Source organism: Thermodesulfovibrio sp. TK110 (assembly GCF_054658355.1).
The window spans coordinates 10,770-29,891 of record NZ_BAAHNB010000002.1 but is presented as its reverse complement, the minus strand read 5'-3'; the positions used below and the strand labels follow the sequence as shown (position 1 = coordinate 29,891).

The 19,122-nt window shown below is 34.1% G+C and carries 19 protein-coding genes; all 19 read left to right on the top strand.

The features are described from left to right. Nucleotides 1–4: 4 nt before the first annotated feature. The 19 genes from ACYQ3X_RS10190 to traN all read left to right on the top strand — a co-directional run bounded on the left by ACYQ3X_RS10190 (nt 5) and on the right by traN (nt 19,112). Nucleotides 5–1,432 (top strand): type IV secretory system conjugative DNA transfer family protein, encoded by a 1,428-nt coding sequence (locus ACYQ3X_RS10190; protein WP_460181730.1) that lies wholly within the window; start codon nt 5–7, stop codon nt 1,430–1,432. Then, the gene (locus ACYQ3X_RS10185) at nt 1,429–3,030 is read left to right on the top strand and encodes an HD domain-containing protein (RefSeq protein ID WP_460181729.1); all 1,602 of its coding nucleotides are present in this window, start codon (nt 1,429–1,431) and stop codon (nt 3,028–3,030) included. Before ACYQ3X_RS10190 ends, ACYQ3X_RS10185 begins: the two co-directional genes overlap by 4 nt. A 27-nt stretch (nt 3,031–3,057) precedes the next feature. After that, nucleotides 3,058–3,972, top strand: a complete 915-nt coding sequence (locus ACYQ3X_RS10180) for an HD-GYP domain-containing protein (RefSeq protein WP_460181728.1) — start codon at nt 3,058–3,060, stop codon at nt 3,970–3,972. A gap of 52 nt (nt 3,973–4,024) precedes the next feature. Beyond that, complete coding sequence (locus ACYQ3X_RS10175; RefSeq protein WP_460181727.1) at nt 4,025–4,612, top strand: OmpA family protein; 588 nt, start codon at nt 4,025–4,027, stop codon at nt 4,610–4,612. Nucleotides 4,613–4,698: 86 nt separating this feature from the next. Then, complete coding sequence (locus ACYQ3X_RS10170; RefSeq protein ID WP_460181726.1) at nt 4,699–4,869, top strand: hypothetical protein; 171 nt, start codon at nt 4,699–4,701, stop codon at nt 4,867–4,869. Nucleotides 4,870–4,883: 14 nt separating this feature from the next. Continuing rightward, nucleotides 4,884–5,273, top strand: coding sequence for a hypothetical protein (locus ACYQ3X_RS10165; RefSeq protein WP_460181725.1), 390 nt, complete (start codon nt 4,884–4,886; stop codon nt 5,271–5,273). Between the two features lie 30 nt (nt 5,274–5,303). Continuing rightward, the gene (locus tag ACYQ3X_RS10160; RefSeq protein WP_460181724.1) at nt 5,304–5,609 is read left to right on the top strand and encodes a type IV conjugative transfer system protein TraL; all 306 of its coding nucleotides are present in this window, start codon (nt 5,304–5,306) and stop codon (nt 5,607–5,609) included. After that, a complete protein-coding gene (locus ACYQ3X_RS10155; RefSeq protein ID WP_460181723.1) occupies nt 5,606–6,181 on the top strand; it encodes a TraE/TraK family type IV conjugative transfer system protein in 576 nt (191 codons plus the stop codon). Before ACYQ3X_RS10160 ends, ACYQ3X_RS10155 begins: the two co-directional genes overlap by 4 nt. After that, nucleotides 6,168–7,094, top strand: coding sequence for a hypothetical protein (locus tag ACYQ3X_RS10150; protein ID WP_460181722.1), 927 nt, complete (start codon nt 6,168–6,170; stop codon nt 7,092–7,094). The genes ACYQ3X_RS10155 and ACYQ3X_RS10150 overlap by 14 nt, the downstream gene beginning before the upstream one ends. Before the next feature lie 15 nt (nt 7,095–7,109). Then, nucleotides 7,110–8,582 (top strand): TraB/VirB10 family protein, encoded by a 1,473-nt coding sequence (locus ACYQ3X_RS10145; RefSeq protein ID WP_460181721.1) that lies wholly within the window; start codon nt 7,110–7,112, stop codon nt 8,580–8,582. Further along, nucleotides 8,579–9,334, top strand: a complete 756-nt coding sequence (locus tag ACYQ3X_RS10140) for a DsbC family protein (protein ID WP_460181720.1) — start codon at nt 8,579–8,581, stop codon at nt 9,332–9,334. Before ACYQ3X_RS10145 ends, ACYQ3X_RS10140 begins: the two co-directional genes overlap by 4 nt. Then, nucleotides 9,331–9,771, top strand: coding sequence for a type IV conjugative transfer system lipoprotein TraV (traV, locus tag ACYQ3X_RS10135; RefSeq protein ID WP_460181719.1), 441 nt, complete (start codon nt 9,331–9,333; stop codon nt 9,769–9,771). Before ACYQ3X_RS10140 ends, traV begins: the two co-directional genes overlap by 4 nt. Next, nucleotides 9,749–12,523 (top strand): type IV secretion system protein TraC, encoded by a 2,775-nt coding sequence (gene traC, locus ACYQ3X_RS10130; protein WP_460181718.1) that lies wholly within the window; start codon nt 9,749–9,751, stop codon nt 12,521–12,523. The genes traV and traC overlap by 23 nt, the downstream gene beginning before the upstream one ends. Beyond that, complete coding sequence (locus ACYQ3X_RS10125; RefSeq protein WP_460181717.1) at nt 12,502–12,903, top strand: hypothetical protein; 402 nt, start codon at nt 12,502–12,504, stop codon at nt 12,901–12,903. The genes traC and ACYQ3X_RS10125 overlap by 22 nt, the downstream gene beginning before the upstream one ends. Beyond that, a complete protein-coding gene (locus tag ACYQ3X_RS10120) occupies nt 12,893–13,447 on the top strand; it encodes a hypothetical protein (protein WP_460181716.1) in 555 nt (184 codons plus the stop codon). Before ACYQ3X_RS10125 ends, ACYQ3X_RS10120 begins: the two co-directional genes overlap by 11 nt. A gap of 14 nt (nt 13,448–13,461) precedes the next feature. Further along, on the top strand, nt 13,462–14,436 hold the full coding sequence (locus ACYQ3X_RS10115) for a TraU family protein (protein ID WP_460181715.1): 975 nt from the start codon (nt 13,462–13,464) through the stop codon (nt 14,434–14,436). After that, nucleotides 14,409–15,284, top strand: coding sequence for a TrbC family F-type conjugative pilus assembly protein (locus tag ACYQ3X_RS10110; RefSeq protein ID WP_460181714.1), 876 nt, complete (start codon nt 14,409–14,411; stop codon nt 15,282–15,284). Before ACYQ3X_RS10115 ends, ACYQ3X_RS10110 begins: the two co-directional genes overlap by 28 nt. Further along, nucleotides 15,274–16,662 (top strand): hypothetical protein, encoded by a 1,389-nt coding sequence (locus tag ACYQ3X_RS10105; protein WP_460181713.1) that lies wholly within the window; start codon nt 15,274–15,276, stop codon nt 16,660–16,662. Before ACYQ3X_RS10110 ends, ACYQ3X_RS10105 begins: the two co-directional genes overlap by 11 nt. Next, the gene (traN, locus tag ACYQ3X_RS10100) at nt 16,647–19,112 is read left to right on the top strand and encodes a conjugal transfer protein TraN (protein ID WP_460181712.1); all 2,466 of its coding nucleotides are present in this window, start codon (nt 16,647–16,649) and stop codon (nt 19,110–19,112) included. The genes ACYQ3X_RS10105 and traN overlap by 16 nt, the downstream gene beginning before the upstream one ends. Nucleotides 19,113–19,122 lie beyond the last annotated feature (10 nt).

Sequence of the window (19,122 nt, the reverse complement as noted above, 5' to 3'; positions counted from 1 at the left end):
CATAATGGCAAGCACTTTTTGGATGATTTTTACAAGAGTTTTGAAGGGGCTTTTAGGGCTTTCTATTAGTAAACAAACAGGAAAAAAATATCTTCAGTCTAAAGAAAAATGTCTTTATATTGGCATAGGTAAAAAATTAAAAGACCCAGAAAAGCAAAAAACAATAATTAAAATTCCAGACTCACATAGAAAAGGACATATGTGGTGTTTTGGTACAACGAGGGCTGGAAAAACAAGGAGTATAGAGGCTATGGTGGAACAAGATATTAGAAAAAATTATTCTGTTGTTGTTATTGACCCAAAGTGTGATATTAAGCTTTTTTCAAAAATAGTTCAAGTTGCATTTGAAGAAAATAGGTATGAAGACCTTATTTTTGTCACTCCTATTTTTCCTGAGTATTCTGCTGTTATAGACCCTCTGGCATATTATTATATGCCAGAGGAGCTTGTAAGCCATATTATTTCGGGGGTACCAGTTGATGATCCATTTTTCTACAAAGTTGCGTTTGAAATCAGTATGGTTTTAGTGCAATCTTTGTTGATTAAGGCTAAAGCAGAAAACAGAAAGCATAATTTCAATATCAATGAAATAAAAGACCGAATGAGCAAAGAAGACCTTGCAGAACTTTTAAAAGAAATAGAGATGATAGATTTACCAGAAGCAAAAGATGTAGCGAAAAATTTAAAAAAGATTGTGTCTTCACCACAGGAGTATTATTCAAAAATTTCAACATCATTAAGAGTTGCATTAATGCAGTTAAGCTCTGGAAATATTGGTAAGATTGTAGGGAAAGCAGATGAAAACAGGTTTATTAAAAGGCTTGAAGAAGGTAAAAGAGTAATCCTTGTTGCACATCTTGGCGCAATGCTAACAGAGGATGCCGCAAAAGTGCTTGGTAAAGTAATAGTAAGCATGATTAAAACTTTTGTTGGGCGAGTGTTTTTATCTGGGTTACAGGTTGATCCACCACTTGCTGTTTATATTGATGAGGCACAAAATGTGCTTTATTATGGAATAGAAGATTTGTTTGCAAAAGCAGGTGGTGCTGGTGTTTGGGTGCATGCCTTTAATCAGTCGGTAAATCAAATTTTTAAAGAAGTAGGGCGTGATTTTGGCCGTTCAATTCTTGATAATGCAAATACGAAGATTTTTATGCGTGTTCCTGATATTGATACTGCAGAGTATGCAGCTAAACATTTTGGCACGATAAGAAGATTTTCTCCTGCTATATCTCCTGATGGAAGTATTATCAATAAGGATGTAGAAGAGCCACTTGTAAAACCTGAACAGATTTTAAATTTACAACCACGCAGATTTTATATGATGACTTATACTGGGCAGTATTATGGGAAAACAATAGATGTGGATGATACATATATAGAAATACAATTTCCGAAAATTTCAGCTGAAGAACAGGTAGTTGGTGTATGAAAATTTTATTTGGGCTCATTGGTTTAGCATTGGTTTTATGGAGCTTGTCTAAGCTCATAAAACCTAAGTTTACAGAAATAAAAACAACAAGTCCTGATTTTTCTTCTAATAGCGCTCCTGAAACTGGAAAACAAATTTTATCAATACAGGATATTTCTGTAATTTGGGCTAAAAGAAAGGAAGTAAAAATTAAACTTGAAGAACTTGCAATTTTATGGAAAAATATGCAAAGCCAGCTTAATTATGGTGTTGAAAAAGTTCATTTTTTTAGCCCTGTAATTTCTGATTTCTATAAAAAATATCTTGATGGCAAACTTTACTTTACAGGCAATGTTAAAAAAGTAATTATTGATATTTTAACTTTGCTTGATACAGAAGGAGAAGTTTCAAGCGTTGTTTCAGGTCAATCAGAGACAGAAAGCAAGCTACCTCAAAATACATTTCAGATGCTTTCTAAAATATCTTTAACAGAACACACCATTCATGTAGCCGAAGAAATTTTAACAATAGTGCCTTTTGGTGCTAATGCTCCAAAGGCACTTATTGCTGCACTTGGGCATGATTTAGGCAAGCTGCCAAAGTTTAGAAACCAATATTACACATTAGGAGATCATCCTTTTATTTCTGTTACAGTACTTGACTCAATACAATCATTTAAAGAACTTGTTTACGCAGATGATATTTTGAAAGCAATTAGAGACCATCATTTAAAACCTAAAGATTTCTTAGGGGAGGCATTGAAAGAGGCAGACCAACGAGCAAGAAGGCGTGAATTAATTTTTGTTCAAAAAAATATTAATATATATAAGCCCACCGAAGAAGAACTCAATCAGTCTGACCCAAATGTGCCAGAGCCAGATGTGCAGTTTGTTGAACTTAATAAAGATGAAGATAAACAAAATCAAACAGAAAATCAAACCCAACAATCAAACCTTAGAAACAAACACCATTTTCTCCATCAAACTCATCAAACCATTTCCAAAGACATTTCTAAAGAAGCGCCTATTCCAAATGTATTCCTTACAGATTCTTTTTTCTCTAAAGACAACAAACAAGCCATACCTGCAAGCGATATATTTATTTCTACAACTGATGAAGGCAAAGAGTCTGTTTGTTTAAAAGAGCTTGAGTTAAATTGGTTTAATGTAGAAGAGTTTTTACAAATTTTGTTGTCTTATGTTAATCAAGTAATTTCAGGAAGATGGCTTGCTTGTAGTATGCCTGATGGATTGGTTTATGTTCAACCGAGACTGATTTGGATGATACTTAAAGAAATGGCGTCTCAAAAAGGGATACATGATTTGCTTTTAGCTGAAAATGATGAATCTCAAAAGAGAGATTATATTTACACAGTTTTAAAGCAGATACAACATCATAAAAACGCAATAGAAACTTCCTTAATTCAAGATGGGTATTTTTCTGCGCCATTTATTGTTCAGATGAAATCTGGGCAAAAACACAGGGCGCTATATGTGCCTATTAAAGCACAAGAAGCTTTTGGTGTTTTTGCAGGAGAACTTGAAGCAAAGAAAGAAGGAAAGTTAAGAGAAATAGAATCTATTATTCCACCTTATGCTTGTGAAACCTTTGAAAAATAAGGTTACTCTTTTTCACGCATATTGTATATGCAACTTATTTGGCTTTGTTTTGACAAAACATTTCAAGAAAGGAAAAATAGTGTTCCTGTTGGTTTACAGGAAGACTATGATATAGTTTTGCTTAGTGCCTCTTTAACTCAAGAATTTATAAAGAGAGATGGAGATATTATAGTTATTGAGGGAAAGTTTTTAACAGAGCCTTTGTTACAGGTTTTACCAAAAGATGGTCATGTAGTAATTTTTATAGAAAATGCAAAGCTTGATTACAACACATTGTTTTTTCTTAAACAAGTGTATTTAAATGGTTTTGTATTTTTTATGAACATGGAAGATCTTGTTTTTTATTTACACTTCATAAAGACATTGTATGATTGTAAAAATAATGGTAATGAATCAGATTTAATGTCAATAATTGATTGGATGAATCATTCTAAAAAAGTATCAGAAATTGTTTATTTTTTAGGACTTAGATTTGGTTTGGATAAGGCTACTGCAAATGTAATTAGCAAGGCATCCTTGTTTCACGATATAGGGAAAAAGTGCATGCCACAAAGTATTTTAAACAAACCAGGCTGGTTTAATTTTGTTGAAAAAGAGCTTATAAAGTTTCATGTTATTTCTGGATCGCATTTATTGCAAAGACTTGTAACATGTTTTCATGACAATGCATTGCATTATATGTCCAATAATCTTGCGTTATACCATCATGAAAGAAATGATGGCTCAGGGTATATGCATGGAAAAAAAAATCTTCATCTTTATTTAAGGATAGTTGCTGTTGCGGATGTTTATGAGTCATTAAGAAGTGACAGGCCTTATCGGTCTAATTGTGACAGAGATTTAGCTTTATCTTTTATAAAGCAAAAAGAGCCTGGTTTTGGGAGTGATGTTGTATCTGCATTAGAATCTCTTATTAAAGACGAAGTTCTTGAGTGGTTATAAGTTACTTTGCCTCTCTTTTAATTATAAAAGCTTTTTTATTAGGGGGTAAAATATGTTTTTTTCAGTTTTATTTTTAGCGACAACGATGCTTTTACCTGCCCAATCAGAACAAAAGGATGTTGTTTATATGGTTTATCCAGGGTTTCAGCAATATTACTATACAGAGAAAGCGTATTTTGAATCTAAAGCGTTTTTAACAGATGGTAATGAAGAAGAAGAGTATTTTGCTAAAAAACAAAGACCTGTTAATGTTTTTACTAAAGAAGAAATTCTTTCTATGCTAAAACCAGAAACAGAAAAACGGCACCAGGAGATTAAAAAGGAAATTAGCATCACTACAGTTTTTTTTGATTTTGACAGTTTTGTTTTAAGGGCAAAGGAAAAGCAAAAACTTCTAAGTCTTATACCACAAATTAAGCAATCCAATGTAGTAGAAATAAAAATTAACGGATACACAGATAAAATTGGAACAAAGCAGTATAACGATAGTCTTGCTTTAAAGCGTGCAAACACTGTGAAAGAGTTTCTTATTAAAAATGGAGTTTTATCTGAAAAAATAACAGTTTCAGGTCAAGGCAAATGTTGTTATATATCAGATATAGATGCAGATAATAGAAGAGTGGAGGTGATTGTAAGATGAAAAAGTTAACTTCTTATTTTATATTTTTTTTGTTTCTTTTTGGTTTGGTTACCGCGAGCTTTTCTTATACTCAGGAGGACATACAAGTGTTACAGCGTGCAGCGTATCATGCAAATGAACTTGAAAAAGAGATAAGCAATAGTTTTGTAAAAGACAAAGATATTTTACTTAAAAAGGTTAGGTTTATCAAAGAAAGGTTAAAAGAAGAAATTATGGGAAATCCATCAGACATTAAAACTTACAAAAAAATTAACTAAAAGGAGGTGACAAAATGAAGTTTAAAGACATTCTAAGTAAGGTATATCTGTGGATGTGTGAAGCAATGGTCAAAGCAAAGAATGGCGAAAACGATTTTATGGCAGTTGTAGTGCTTTCTCAAGTTATAGGGTTAGTTATCGCATTGGTTTTATCTTTAGTTTTGCCTGCCATTTCTCATGCGGATGCATTGCAGCCTATCTATGACAAGGCGAAATCTGAATGGGAAGGCTCTGGGGTTCTTGTAGCAGGATTGATAGGAGTGGTTGTAGGGGTAGTAGCACTACTGCTTGGCAGAGGCTGGATGTCTTTAGTATATGCATTAATTGGAGCATTTCTTGGTGGTGGAGCAAGTGGAATAGCAACTTCTTGTGTTAATACTGGCAAGGGTGTTAATTGGGGTTAATTTGTTAATTTACAAAAAAGGAGGTGGAACATGCCACAGCAAACACAGGAAAAAATAAGATACATACCAAAAACAGAGTATATTGATAGCATTCCTGAGGTTGGAGGGCTTGTTCCTTATGATACTTTTATGGTTTTTGTAATTGGTTTTTTTGCGACGGTATTTATTCTTCGCAATGTTATGTTCGCACCTGTGTTTGCTGTGGTAGCTGCTTTATTTTATGACAGGTTTAAAAAAAGATTTAACAGAAATTTTTATTTAACCATTCCATACTGGTTTGGTTTTAAGACTCCAAAGGGAGTTCCGCCAGTTACGGAAAAGGAGTTTGTAGAATGATTAAAGGCATTGAGCTTTGGAATAAGTTTGATAGAACCGTAAAAGTTTTATTAATTATTGTTGTAGTATTGGCTTTGTTTAATTGGGTTGAATTATGGATTATAGCAAAGCTTGCTTTTAATAGAAATATAACAATTACTTTTCCATCTGGCACTTATGAGAACACATCAGTTGTTGCAGGCAACAATAAAGGTTATATAGAGCTTTGGGGAAGGCATTTTATAGATGTAATTTCTGAATATAGTCCACAAAACTTTGAAGCAAAAGCAAATTATTTATTGAGATACACAAGCTCAAAAGGTGACAAAAACTTAAGACCAAAACTTCTTTCTATTCTTGATGAAGTAAAAAAGACAAATGCTTATCAAGAGTTTCATCCTGATGAGGCAACATGGAAGGTAACATGGCTCACAAGAGAGCTGTGGAGGGTTGAAGTGGAAGGCGATGTTGCAAGGGAGGTTTCTGTATCAGGGCAAAGCGTTAAAAACAAACAAAGAAGACTTTATTATGTTGACATAAAGTATAGTAAAGACGGAATACAATTGGAGGATTTTGGCTATGTGGAGAAGTAGTTTAGCAGTAGCTTTAATAGCATCATCATTAATGTTAAGCAACATTTATGCAGCAGAGTTTTCAAGTGAAAAGCTAATAGGTCAACAGTTAGAGCCACAAGCAGTGCAAACTCAATTAACCAAAGAATCGCAGACAAAAGCTTGTCCTGTTTCTGTTTCTTCAATTGTGCCTTTAACGGAAGTTCAAGAAAACAAAAACAGCAAGATTGTAGTAAAATATCGTGGAGTACCTGTTACAATTCCAGCATCAAAAGTAACAAATGTTATTGTGTTTCCATATCAGATTGAAAGCGTTGGAAGTTCTAAGTTTTGTTCAGATAATAAATTTGGCTCTAACTGTATAAATTCTGAATCTATTGGCAAGGGAGAAAAGCAGTTTTCTGTTGTTCCTGTTCAAGGTCAAGATACAGATTTTGTTGTAACGACTTCAAAACAGACATATGTTATCACATTAAGACCACAGTTTGACACTCCATCTTATATTGAAATTATTGATGAGAGTGAAAGCGTTAGTTCTACAAACACAGAATGTATGTCTGAATTAAATTATCCTTATGTTGATTATCTTATTGACCTGATAGGGAAAGCTATTAGAGGAGAAAAACCAGAAGGTTTTTATTCTAATCAAATTTCTCAAGTTTATGAAACGCCAGAACTACTTTTTGTATTCAAAAAGGAAATTGTATCAACTAAAGAGCCTGTTAAGGTGGTTTTTATTGATATCATAAATAAAACAAAAAATGTGTTGCAAATAAGGGAAGACTCAAAGTTGCTTGAGGTAGTGATCTCTAAAGTAGCAGGCAAGCCTTTGGCGGTATCACTAAGCAGAGAATTTATTCAACCTATAACTTCTGAAAGTGAAAGGAAATCTGAGCAAATTTCAACATGTGTTGCTGTTGTTAGAAAAAAATGAACAAGAGGTGAGGGAATGATAAAAAGAATTTTAAAAAAGTTTATCAAGCCTGATAAGAAAACTATTCAAAAAGAACATAAAGAATATATTCAGGCTACTCAAACATTAAACAGACCAGAAGAAGAGCAACCTAAGTTTGGTTTATTTTATACATTTGACGAACAAAAAAAAGAGCAAGAAAGTACTGCTAAAGCAGTTAGCGATAAACATAATGAATCACAAAGTGAGAAAGAAACTGTATATCCTCAGGAGATAAAAATTCAAACAGCAGATGAAAGGTTGGCATCTTTAAGAAACAAGGTAATAACGATAATTATTGGAGTTGTAGGCTTAATGTTTCTTGGGTATTCGTTAAAAGACATGATTATTCCTGTTTTTCACAAAAAGACGCAAGAAGAACAAAAACAAAAAGCAAAGCTAATAGAAGCACCAAAGGATGCAAAAAGAGGAGAGATAGTGAATCCACAAGCTTTGGAGCAAGATTGGAAGACATTAATAGAGAAAAGAATATCAGAGCAAGATAAGGCTTTAACAGACATAACCAAAAAGCTTGATGACATTTCTACCAAACTTGAAAAAAAAGAGAAAGAAAAAGTAGAGCTTGAAAAAGAGAAAAAATCTGCAAAGGAATCAATGCCTGCGGTGCCACCACCACCACTACCTGGTAATGCAGGAATGTCAATTAAAGCTGAACCACAAGTGCAACCTGTTTTTAAGAGCATAGACTTCAAAAAAAATAACAAAGACAATAAACAGTTAAGTTCTCCAGATACATCCAAAACAGACAATATCAATCTTCCAATGGGTATTGCTGTTGGCTTAACTTTTACAGGAATGGATGCACCGACTTTCCAATGGGGGCAACAGGAACCACAACCTATGTTAATTTCTCTTGAGTCTGCTTTAGTGACTGCAGGAGGCAAAGAAATAGACTTGAAGAACTGTATGGCACTTGCCTCAGGGTATGGAGCAGTATCATCCGAAAAAGCAATGCTTAGGTTGATATCAATGCAATGTAGAGATAAAAAAGGCAATCTTTATGCTGGTTCAGTTGAGGGGTGGGTGCTTGGCGATGATGGGAAAGTCGGTGTGACAGGGCGTCTTGTATCAAGACAAGGTTCAGTGATTGCAAAGTCTTTTTGGGCTGATGTATTGTCTTTGGGTGGATCTGCGTTAAGAGCTACTGCAACAACCACAGCCGTTTCTCCACTTGGTTCTCTTGAAACAACAACAAAAGACAGTGATATTTGGAAGTCTGCTGCAGGTCAAGCAGTTGAGAGAACAACAGGCAGAATTGCACAGTTTTTTATAAAGATTGCAGAGCAAATTTATCCAGTAATTGAGGTTCAACCAGGACGAAAAGTGACAGTGCTTATAAAACATGGCGTACTTAAACGAGTTACTCAGGATAACTTCTATGATATAGTGGCGTCACAGATGTCACAAACTCAACAAGCAAAACAAGACACAAAGGAGGAAAAGAAATGAAGAAAGCTTTAGTATTATTTGCAGTTATATTTGTTTTTATTGTAATGACAGGAACAGTTATTTTTGCCGAACAAAAAGAACAACAAAGTGAACAAAACAGCAATGAGCAAGCAATAAAGGCAATGTTAATCAGGAACAATGCTACAGTTGAAAGCATAAAAGATATAGGAGACTTATACGAAACAGTTGTTAATTTTAGCGGGCATAAAAATATTGTCTATATAACAAAAAATTTGCAGTATATTGTTATTGGTGCAATTTTTAATCCAGGAACAATGGAAAACTTAACAGCAGCTAAGTATCAAGAAATAAATAAAGTTGATTTTTCTAAGATTCCATTAAACGATGCAATAACAATTACAAAGGGTAATGGCTCTAAAAAACTTGTAATGCTTACTGATCCTGATTGTCCATTCTGTAAACAAGCATTTCAATGGCTTATGACTCAGAACAACTTCACTCTTTATGTTTTTCTTGTTCCAATTGAGCAGTTACATCCACAAGCTAAAGCGAAAAGCGTTCAAATACTTTGTTCAAAAGATGCAGTTAAGGCTTTAAAGGAGATTGAGGAGGGAAAAACTCTTAAAGAAAAACAGTGTGAAGAAGGTTTAAAAAAGCTTGCAAAGCATGCGCTTGTGGGGGAGATACTGCAATTACAGGGGACGCCACTTTTTGTTTTAGAGAATGGACAAAAGGTAGAAGGGTTTATCAAAAATGTGCTTGAAAAATATTTTAAAGGAGAATTGAAATGAGACAATTTTTAATTTTTGTATTGTTTGCCTTTGTAGTTTCAGGTTGTGCATCTATGTTTACGATTGGAGAAGAAGATTTTGCTTGCAAAGGTAATGCAGTAGGGGGAGTTTGTGGGGACCCTATGGGTATATATAAAGCTAAAGAATCAATTCTTGAACAGTATGAAAAAGATAAAACAAAGCAAAATTCAAAGCAGGACAACAAAAGCGTAGAAATTAGAGATGATAAGGCTGGTAATGTTAATAGTGGTAATTATTCTATATTTCCTCTACCTGTTCGTAAGGCAGAGGAAATAAGGCGTGTATATATATATCCTTTTCAAGACAGTAAAAACAACTATATCATGGGTTTTTATGTTTTTACAATTGTAAACAAAGGTCAATGGGTCATGCCTGATGGCAGGGAGGTAGAGAATGCTTTTGAAATTAATCAATAGAAGGCAGGATATCAGCAATAATAAAGCAAATATACAATACAAAAGCTTGAATCATCTTTTTAGGGCTATTTTTGAGTCAACAGGGATTTCTGATTTTTTTACTTATTTGTGGGCTGAAGACGATAAAGAATATACTTTATTTGAAACAATAGAAGGCATTGGTTTTGTTTATAGGGTATTTATTCCACCATTTGTGGGGGATGTGCATGAAAACAGGTTTATGCAGATTTTTAAGTTTTCTTATCCTATTGATACAGTTATTCAGTTTTTCTGTTATGCATCTGAAAACATAAAGCCCTATATTGATGCATATAGGGCTTTTCATTCTTATACTCCAAATGTAGATAATCCTGGGATAATAAAAGAAATCATAGAAAAAAGGGCGTCTCTTTTTGAACAAGCTGCAAAAAAAGGTTTTTGGGAAGGGATAAAATTTAAACCAAGAGTTTTTCATAATTTTATTTCTTTTTTAATTCCTTTTTCAGCTTTTGGGAACAATATTGAACAGACATATAGAATAGCAAAATCAATAGCAGCAAATGTAAAAGGAATGCTCAAGGGACTTGATTTACATCCTGTAAAAGTTTCTGCAACGGAGTTAAGAACTATTTTAAGAGAAATTTTTAACTGTGACACACAGGGAATATACGAATATGATTCACAAAGAGAATTTCGAAGGCAAATTGTTTCTTTAAATACAGAAATAAAAATTATAGAAGACTTACACTTCAATACAGACTTGCAAATAAGACAGAATGGGCAAGAAAAATATATTAGAGTTTTTACAATAACAAAGTATCCACGCAAGTTAAGTTTATGGGATTTTAACAACATACTTTTTAGGTGGGATTCAAGAGAGATTGAACCACCTCTTTCATGCCCTTTTGGTTTTTGTCTGTCTGTGAAAATGACAGATTGGAAAAAAACAAAGCTAAAAATAATGGCTAAAACGGCAGAGAATATAAGGCAGTCTGAGGGCAATGCGCTTGCAAGATTTTTTCCAAAAATTGCCAAAAAAGCAGAAGAAGCAAGATATGTTGCACACTTAATTGAAGAAAACGCTATACCTTTGCCGTCTTATTTGACTCTTTTTATTGCTGATCAGACAAAGCAAGATGTAGATTATGTTTCTCAGGTAGCAATAAATAAGCTTGCACAAGAAGGGTTTGAACTTGAAAGAGAAAAAGACAAAAACATGGTTGCTGCTTTACTTGAGTCGTTGCCTTTAAACCATATAAAGGAAAGAGATAAATTTTTAAATAGAAGAACTACACTTTTTGATGCAAATCTGGCTACCATGATTCCTTTGATTAGTGATGTTAATGGATCAAGTTACCCAGATGAGCTTTACATAGGCAGAAAAGGTGGAATTGTATTTTTTCACCGATATGATTCCGCAACAAATTTTAATGTGTCTATTGTTGCGGAATCAGGCGGTGGAAAATCTTTTAATACCTCAAACAGACATGTTCATGCCCTTGCATCAGGAAGGCGTGTAAGAGTAATAGATATTGGTAGGTCATATGAGTTTTTATGCCAGGAGATAGGTGGCGAATATATATATCTTACAGAAGAAAGAAATCCTTGCTTTAACTTTTTTACAAACATTATAGAAGATGCAAATGGCAATATTGATTCTGATGAACTTGATAGCATCGTGCCTTTAGTTGGTTTTCTTTGTGGACTTGACATTTCATGTCAAATTGCAAAAACAGGTGAGGATAATGTTTCTGCAAGATATGCGTCTATTATTATTAAAGCAGTTAACATGGCATATCAGAAAAAAGGCAAACAGGCAGGGCTAAGGGATGTAGCAGATGCTTTTCTTGAGATTGCACAAGATTACAAAGTTGATGATCAGGCACCAGAGAAACTTTACGAGAGCATATATCCATACAGTCATGGACCTTATTCTAAATATTTTAATGGAGAAAATAACATATACTATACGAAAGATTATGTTGTGCTTGAATTAGAAGAAATTGCACAGAAAGACATGCGACTTAAAGCTGCCATTTTGTTTTCTTTGATAATTCATATTATGAGAGAGGTTTACATTGAATGGTCAAAACATGAAAGAAGAACCGATGTTGATATAGATGAGGCATGGATGTTGTTTACACTTGCTACTGCATCAGAGTTTATGGAGTCTGCGGCAAGAAGATTTAGAAAATATGGTAGCTCTTTATGTGTTATTACGCAGGGTATTGATGATGCATATAAAAATCCTACGACAAAAGCAATTTGGGAAAACTCTGCACATAAGATATACCTAAAAATGAAGCATGCATCTATTGAGCAGGCAATAAAAGAAAACAAGCTCAGTATGGCAGAGTTTGAAAAGGAGTGGTTTAAAACTCTGGTGACAGACCCTGGCAGATTTTCTGAGATTTATTTTGAAACTGCACCTTTGTATGGAGTAGTTAGGCTTGTTGTAGATAAATTTTCTTATGGTTTTTTTACAACCACTGCAACAGAAAAACTAAGCGTAAAAATGCTGGCCAAACAAAAAAACATGACAGTTCAGGAAGTTATCAGGATGCTTACTGAAAGGGAATCAATAGAAAAAATTCTTATGCGTTATTTTAATGTGTCTGCCTTTGCAATTGAAGTTGCAAGACAGATGGCTTTTAGACTTGGAATATCAGTAGAAGATGTACTTGTTAGATTAGGATGTATATCAAAAGATGATATAGAAAAAGCAAAAAAAATGCAGGAGGAACAGCCAACATGGGAAACAATTTTAAAGTAAAATTTAACTGGATAGCGGTAGCTGCGATTTTTGCGTTTCTACTTGGTGTTGTTAATACAATTATGTTAAACAGGACAAAAGAAGTTCGTGTTTGCACAATTGATGTATGGGAAATAAGCAACAAAAAAGTGCTTGAAATTGCTCAAGATGCTTTACAAGACAGCAATCAAAATACGCAGTCTCAGGAACAAAAGCAAAGTGCGACCATACAAACCCAACAACAAGTGCTTTTAAAACTGAATGAGTATCTAAAAAAGGTAAATGCTAAACTGTCTAATCCATCTGATTATGGTTGTAGTTTTATTGCCATAAAAGGAAGTGTAGTGCAAAGTAAAAATGTTAAAGATATAACTGAAGCGATAATGAAAGATGTTAAGTAGTTTACTTATAGCATTAATCATAAATCTTGGCACATATGGGGCTACATATCCAATTGAAGAGCCTGATATGATGGCTCAGATTGAACAGGCACAGGCATTAGTGTCTTATGAGGACATATATAAAGCAATAAAAAATTCATACAGGGCAGATATTTATTTGCCTGATGTTAAAACGAAAACAAAAAGGAAAATGTCATTTACATATACTGTGCCTGAAGATTTAATAATTGATGGAAAACTTATAGCACAAAAGGGGCAGACAATAGATGTTTTGCAAAACATAAAGCTTAAATCAAGATATTTATTTTTAAAAGACTATCAAATGCCTCTTTTAAAAAAACTTTATGCTAAACATAAAGATATTGCAGCAGTTATTGTGCAGGGAGACTTGTTGGAGTTACAGAAAAAATATCCTAATTACAGGCTTTATATAGCTAATCAGGCACTAATAGAAAAGTTTCAAATAACAGGAGTGCCGACCTTGATATATCAGGAAGGGAACCAAATTATTATAGAAGAAATTCCTTTTATTACAGGGCAGTAAAGGAAAGGAGTAAGATGAAAAAAAGTTTGCTATTATTTTTAGCTTTATGTTTTTGTTTAGTTTTTTTTACAACAAATTTATTTGCAGAAAATCGTCCTTGTTTAAATCCTTTTTCAACTGTTGATTGGAAGTTCTTTTTTGACAAACTTAAGCTTAAAGGGACATGTGTTTGCTCAACAGACAACAAAGTTAAAATTGGGTTAAAATGGACAGTGCCAGAACCTATTGGTTTTGTTGAAGTGGTTAGGCAATCATATTACTATCCATGTTTAGGCGCACAGATAGGCTCAAAATCTTTAAAGATGTCTGGCACAAATTATAGCAAACATGGCACAAAGAAGAATGTTCATTATATTAAATATCCTGTTTTTGGAATTTTAAGTCTTTCTATGGATTACCTTTGCACAGACAAATACACTCAGTTTGACATAGCGCCACCAAGCGAGCTTGATCCAAGACAAAACGATGATGGTTTAGCTATACTTTTTCAACCAGACAAACTTCTGTATGCAAATCCAATTGCACAAGCGATATGTTTTGCAGATTGCATTGCCGCAACTGCAGGACAACCAATTAATGCACTCTATTGGTGTGCAGGATGCTGGGGCACAATAGGTTCGCTAACAACTACAACAAGAGGTGCAGACCCTGTTATTGAATCTGCTTTACAGGTAGTAAAGCAACTTGACTTGTTACATGCTGATTTTCAGCTATGGAAGTATTCAGATGCACCAGAACTTGATTATGTGGCACAGGCAAGCAAAGCAGGAGCGGTGGTAGACACAAAATGTTCTCCAAGAATTTTTCCAAGAATTATAAAAACTCAATACTATTTAAACCTTGCATATCCTGTCTCATGGAAGGCAATTCCTATTGGCGATTTTGGGCTTTTGTGGAGCTTTTTTAAACAATATCCTGGTTCGGGAGAAGATTTTATCTGGACAGTATGGAGGATAAGAAATTGCTGTGCAGGTTTTCAATTTCCTTAATTTTAGTTTTATTTTTTATATCAACAGGATTTTGTGTAGAAAAAAGATTTATAGATGCACCTACTACCTGTCATGTAGTGGAAAAAACTGAAGGCAACAAAGTTTATCTCAGAACAGATAAAAACAAACTATGCATACAGGCTTTAAATAAAGTTACTGTTATGTTGCCATCTGATATAAAGATGGTGCAAATTTTTGTAGATGGCAAGTTCTGGAAAACTCAAGATTTAAGCAAACAGGAATTTGAGCAGTTAGTGGACAAACAAAAAACTCAGGAAGTAGAAGACAAATATAGCAGTCTTTTCCAGGAAAAGTATATTGAAGAGGCAAAAAAATATGAAAAACTTAAAGAAAATATGAATTTACAAGAAATACAAAGATTAAAAAGCAAGCAAAGCAATAAAGAAATAGATTTAAAAGAAGTTATAAAAAAGAAAGAGAACGATAAAGTGTTAAGTATTTTTTATCTTTTCTCTTATAGTGTGCCTGATACAGTTTTAGATACTGTATTTTTGTCTGCAAAGAAACTACCTAAAAGCGTTGCTTTTTATGGAATACTAAGAGGTATAGATAAAGATAAAAAGATTTTACAAAAACTTACAATGTTAAAAAACTTTGAAGAAATAGAAATTAAAATTCATCCTTTTATTTTTAGAAAACTTGATACCCAGAGAGTGCCTGCGATAGTTTTTGCAAAATGTCCACCATCAGATATTTTTGAGTATGAACAATGTGATTGGAAATATGTTTTATATGGTGATATTTCTCTTGTTTCTGCTTTAGAAATAGTCTCTGAAAAAGATATAGAAATAAAAAAGGTTTATGAGACAGTTAAGAATGCTTTTTAGCATTATACTTTTTATACTTTTTTTTTCTACTACTGCTACTGCCTTTGATATAAACTCTTTTGCAGGGCAGATACAACAGAAAAATACGCCAGAACAGTGGATAAAGAAAAACCAAATTCCTAATTATAATGAAGATTATTTGCAAAGAAAACAATATAATTCATATGAGAATCAAGACTTTGCACAAAGGTTACAAGACCTTGCAGCACAGATGTTACAATCTCAATATACTTATACCTGTTCTTTAATTAGGAAAATAGAAGACAAATCTCTTTATAAATGCCTTGCCGATGGCTCAATTTACCCTACTATGGAACTTTGCCAAAACAATTGTTATATTACATACAGTTGCAATCAAAATCCATGTGCATCGGTAAATATGTGCTCACCTTTTCAAACTTGTCCATTAGGAAATTACCCATGTATAAACAATACATGCACACAAACAGGAACCTGCTCTTCACAGCAAGTTCCTATCACTCAATATCAGTGCCCTGTTACAGGACAGGTTTACAGTGATTTAAATCAGTGTAATGGTGCATGTTTGCAGACGGCACAGTGTAATGCACCAAGTGTTTCATTGTCGGGGGGGTTAGATTATGCAGTATGTTGGGATGAACTATCTTTTATAGCTGGTCAAAATTATATGGCATTTTGCGGGAATTGTGGTTGTAGTTTTTTATATTTGTTATCTAATTGTTCAATTTTAAATCCTACAAGTGTGTATCTTGGTAGTCGTCCCTATAGAGTAGGTTTATATATTTATGCTACAAGTAATAACAGCTTGGATATTTATGTTGATAATTGGGGATCAGTAAGGTTTGTAACCCGTTTGTATACATCGTGTCAAGTTTCAGGTTATTCAAGTGCTGGAATATATGGTTGTCCTGTAGCTGTGGCGTCGGGAAATATAGTATATCCCCCTTCGTGTGCAAACCCTAGGTCTGGTACATTATATTTTATAGGGAATTACATCTGTCCTCTCTCAGGTGGTTCTGCCTGTTCAGGCAATCCTCCAACCTGCACTAAAGGACAGGCATGTGTAACCAACAGCACAACAGTCACCAAATGGCAGTGCTCTTTAAATGGAGTTCAGTATGATACACAGGATCAGTGCACCACATCCTGTTACAGAACTGCTACATGCAATACAAATTATAAATGCACTTATGAAAGCAGTGTTTATTCTGATTTTAACACATGTTTGCAGAATTGTTCGTATTATCAATGCCCTGTAACAGGAGATGTGTTTTTTTCTCAAAGCAGCTGTCAAAATGCCTGTCCGTCTTTTGTTTGTTCCCATAACAATGCAACATATTCTACGATGTATGACTGCGTTAATGCCTGTAAGGAGGCATCATCATGCGTAAAGCAATAGCAATAATTGTCCTGGCAATTTTTTTAACAGATAACAATTTGCTTTTGCCTTTTATAAAATTATTAGAGCCAAAGAATGTTTATGCAGAGATAGTTGAAACAATAGAGAACACCTGTCCTTCAGACCCAACACAAAATGGGAGATGTGCATTGATAAATACAAAAGTAGATGGTTATGCTTGTAAAACTGTTGGTGGGGAACAAATATGCAGAGATTGGTGGAGAAAAGACTTTACATACAAATGTTCAGGACAGTTTGATCCTGATACAATTCTTGCACAGGTAGGTAATAAGTATTGTGAGTATAAAAATCAATGTTCAGAATGGATTGATGTGGAGAAAAATGGTGGCACTGTAAGTTGTAGAATTTATATAGACATAAACAGACCTGGCTGCTCTGCGGATAATTATAATTGGAGTTGCATTGCGAATGATTGTGGAGACCTTTTTGATAGATGCACGCTAAAGCAATATGTTAAATATTCTGATATACCCGATAGAGCTAATATGTTGCCTCCCATTGATTGCGATCCTGCATCGGGTAATTGTTCGGAACAAATACTAAGCAGTTCTAAAAGTGGAGTAAAGCTCGGTGTTTACACTTTTTCCTGTCCATCAGAGGTGCGAAAAATTTGTAAGTCTTATACGGGCACACTTGTATGCCCAGATGGGAAAACTCAGGTGTGCAATAAAGTAAAAACCTGCAAGCAACAGGCAACAGTTGTATCCACTGCTTATGAAGCAAAATCTTGTGTTGTAAGTAGAAACATGCAAACAGTTTCATATTTAAAATCCTGTAATCCTTATGGATGCCAAAGCAGCGCAGATGCACAAAACGCAAAAGATAATCCGTTGTGCATAAAAACAGGAGAAGTTAATTTATGTAATCCTGCAAATGGATGTTCAGATGAAGGTAGCTATGGAATCGGTGCATTTGTAAGAAATGGTGGAACTTTTAATTGGCTTGGTGGTTGGAATGCATGCGACTGGGGATATGCAGAGGTAAGAGGGCAAGGAAATAACACTGTAAACATTCATGCTTTTGCAACGGGATGTGAAGGGCAATGCGGCGATCTCTGGGTTAATATACCTGTAAATACTCCACCGGGAACAGTAATAGGATATGTTCATCCACATTGGGAAGGTTCTTGTGTTACATTGTCTGTTACATACGATGGATACGATTGTTCAGGTGGAGGATGTGTATATAAAATAGGGTTTCATGGAATGGGTGCAGGAACTGTTTCGGTTCCAGTTGTAAAAATAGCAGAAACTTTCAATTGTTATCAAAACAGTTTCCAAGACTGCAATTTTGGGGAAGGACTTCAGTGTAACAGGCTTTCTTCTTCAAATATAGATGATCTTGAATGTGTTGAATATGATATAGATGTGGACGATTCAAGGAAAGCAGAATGTAAAAAATACATAGTAAACTATGAGTGCCCAAAGCAAAAAGAAACAACGGAGTGTGCTCAGTATGAAGAAGTTCTTAGGTGTAATGATGGAGTATATCCTATCAGAGATGTAAGACTTGAAGGGATGGAGTTTGCTGCAGACTTTTACAAAGCTATGGCATATGCACAAGCAGCAAACGAACTCAAACATGTATGGTCTGGTGAGTCTTACAGATGCGAATCAGGGTTGTGGTGGTTATTTGATCAAATGAGCCTTGGAGACTACTTATTGAGTAAAGCAATGGGGTTTGCACTTTCTTATCTTGGAAGTCAATTATTTTCTTTAATAGGTGGAGGCTCTGCTATTAATCAAGCTCTGGGGTGTGCAAATAGCCTTTTTAAAACAGCACTAAATTTTTCAGGGACAACTCCTTTTGATAGTGGAGATAAAATAACTTTTTATGACACGGAGGGGAGTCAGGTTGGCGAATTAAGCACTACAGGAGTAAGAGGATGTTTTAATGCAATAGGGTTAAAAATTGCTCAAACAGTAGGATTAACTGCAGAGCAAGCAAGTAAAATTTTAAACTTTTTTGGAGATCCGATTGTTCAGTTTACAATTGGGTTTGTTATAGACATAGTTACTTCTATTAAAAAGTGTTCTACGTGCAGTAATGAAAAATGCGCAATAAAATACAATCAATACAAAGAATACTCTTTGATATCAAATAGATTATGTCACTATGTAGATAGCAAATGCACATGGAAATTAGACCTTGGAATCATAAAAAAATGCTTACGCACAGGTTATAGATATTGTTGTTATAACTCTAAATTTGCCAGAATACTTGTTGAACAAGCATACAAACAACTTGGTTACTCATGGGGTGATTATAATAATGCACAATGCACAAATTTGACTTTTGATGATTTAAGTAAACTTGATTTTGATAGTATGGATTTTTCAGAATTTATAGAAGAAATAAAAGCTAAAATGAAAGGTAAAATAGACGAGAATAGTCTAAACCAAACAATTAGAAATAGAATGGGAATGTAAATAAAATAAA

What these genes read in the sequence shown, in the direction of transcription:
- ACYQ3X_RS10190 (WP_460181730.1), top strand. Translation starts at nt 5, where the DNA reads ATGGCAAGCACTTTTTGGATGATTTTTACAAGAGTTTTGAAGGGGCTT.
- ACYQ3X_RS10185 (WP_460181729.1), top strand. Translation starts at nt 1,429, where the DNA reads ATGAAAATTTTATTTGGGCTCATTGGTTTAGCATTGGTTTTATGGAGC.
- ACYQ3X_RS10180 (WP_460181728.1), top strand. Translation starts at nt 3,058, where the DNA reads ATGCAACTTATTTGGCTTTGTTTTGACAAAACATTTCAAGAAAGGAAA.
- ACYQ3X_RS10175 (WP_460181727.1), top strand. Translation starts at nt 4,025, where the DNA reads ATGTTTTTTTCAGTTTTATTTTTAGCGACAACGATGCTTTTACCTGCC.
- ACYQ3X_RS10165 (WP_460181725.1), top strand. Translation starts at nt 4,884, where the DNA reads ATGAAGTTTAAAGACATTCTAAGTAAGGTATATCTGTGGATGTGTGAA.
- ACYQ3X_RS10160 (WP_460181724.1), top strand. Translation starts at nt 5,304, where the DNA reads ATGCCACAGCAAACACAGGAAAAAATAAGATACATACCAAAAACAGAG.
- ACYQ3X_RS10155 (WP_460181723.1), top strand. Translation starts at nt 5,606, where the DNA reads ATGATTAAAGGCATTGAGCTTTGGAATAAGTTTGATAGAACCGTAAAA.
- ACYQ3X_RS10150 (WP_460181722.1), top strand. Translation starts at nt 6,168, where the DNA reads ATGTGGAGAAGTAGTTTAGCAGTAGCTTTAATAGCATCATCATTAATG.
- ACYQ3X_RS10145 (WP_460181721.1), top strand. Translation starts at nt 7,110, where the DNA reads ATGATAAAAAGAATTTTAAAAAAGTTTATCAAGCCTGATAAGAAAACT.
- ACYQ3X_RS10140 (WP_460181720.1), top strand. Translation starts at nt 8,579, where the DNA reads ATGAAGAAAGCTTTAGTATTATTTGCAGTTATATTTGTTTTTATTGTA.
- traV (WP_460181719.1), top strand. Translation starts at nt 9,331, where the DNA reads ATGAGACAATTTTTAATTTTTGTATTGTTTGCCTTTGTAGTTTCAGGT.
- traC (WP_460181718.1), top strand. Translation starts at nt 9,749, where the DNA reads ATGCTTTTGAAATTAATCAATAGAAGGCAGGATATCAGCAATAATAAA.
- ACYQ3X_RS10125 (WP_460181717.1), top strand. Translation starts at nt 12,502, where the DNA reads ATGGGAAACAATTTTAAAGTAAAATTTAACTGGATAGCGGTAGCTGCG.
- ACYQ3X_RS10120 (WP_460181716.1), top strand. Translation starts at nt 12,893, where the DNA reads ATGTTAAGTAGTTTACTTATAGCATTAATCATAAATCTTGGCACATAT.
- ACYQ3X_RS10115 (WP_460181715.1), top strand. Translation starts at nt 13,462, where the DNA reads ATGAAAAAAAGTTTGCTATTATTTTTAGCTTTATGTTTTTGTTTAGTT.
- ACYQ3X_RS10105 (WP_460181713.1), top strand. Translation starts at nt 15,274, where the DNA reads ATGCTTTTTAGCATTATACTTTTTATACTTTTTTTTTCTACTACTGCT.
- traN (WP_460181712.1), top strand. Translation starts at nt 16,647, where the DNA reads ATGCGTAAAGCAATAGCAATAATTGTCCTGGCAATTTTTTTAACAGAT.